Origin of the sequence: Lacticaseibacillus manihotivorans DSM 13343 = JCM 12514 (assembly GCF_001435035.1) — a bacterium.
Classification (GTDB): Bacteria; Bacillota; Bacilli; order Lactobacillales; family Lactobacillaceae; genus Lacticaseibacillus; species Lacticaseibacillus manihotivorans.
On the sequence record NZ_AZEU01000080.1, the window covers coordinates 1 to 783 of the forward strand.

The 783-nt window shown below is 48.7% G+C and carries 1 protein-coding gene; it reads left to right on the plus strand.

Annotated elements, in window-relative coordinates:
- The first annotated feature begins 158 nt into the window (after nucleotides 1-158).
- Entirely contained in the window at nucleotides 159-419 is a 261-nt protein-coding gene (locus tag FD01_RS04320; protein WP_318636176.1) for a DUF1304 family protein, read from the plus strand.
- The last annotated feature ends 364 nt before the right edge of the window (nucleotides 420-783 follow it).

Below are 783 nucleotides of genomic sequence, written 5' to 3' on the forward strand. Positions count from 1 at the left end.
GCCTTTTCATTGCCTTTTGGGCAAGGGCGCAGCGCTTGCGTGATTATAACTATGAACACAGTTTTCACAATTCTAATCGTTGCACTTGGAGTTTTGCACCTAGGTATTATGGCCTAGAAATGTTTGCCTCCCAATCAACATAGGCTAACGCGTTTGATATGGACGCTGAATTTGTGGCCCAGTCCGGAGCCCAAACCGCCCTCAAAAACCAGGGTATCTACAGCGGTATGCTGGGTGCCCTGCTGATAGCGTCCGCATTCCTGCCTGCCGGTCAGGTCAAAGTGTTGGCACAACTGGGCTTGGCACTCTTCGTGCTGATTGTGGGCATCTTTGGCGGATTGACCGCCACCAAGAAATTTTTCCTAGTCCAGGCACTACCCGCGGCCATCACCATTGCTTTGGGGTTACTGGCTTACTAAGCGGGAGGGCTATACCTCGATGCGCCGATCCTGTTTTCCATCGTATCGTGTCCACAACCATCACGGTGTGTGGCTTACAGGATTGCCTGCGTAATTAAAATGGACAGCCTCGCTGAAGTGCAATAGAAAAGTTAGACAAGTTAAATTTTGAACTACCCAATCATGGTCTGTTCCCGGTATTCAACTGGGGTCAGGCCATTTTGTGTTTCACGTGTTACAAAACTGCCTTTGATGAAGTAAAAAAATCCCGCGTTTTACAATCAAGTTAGCCACTATCGTTAGCACTCAGACAAAATAAAAAACACCAAGGGGCGTGCGGACGTTTTTCTGGACCAATACCATCACGCAGCCTTGCTACGTCGGT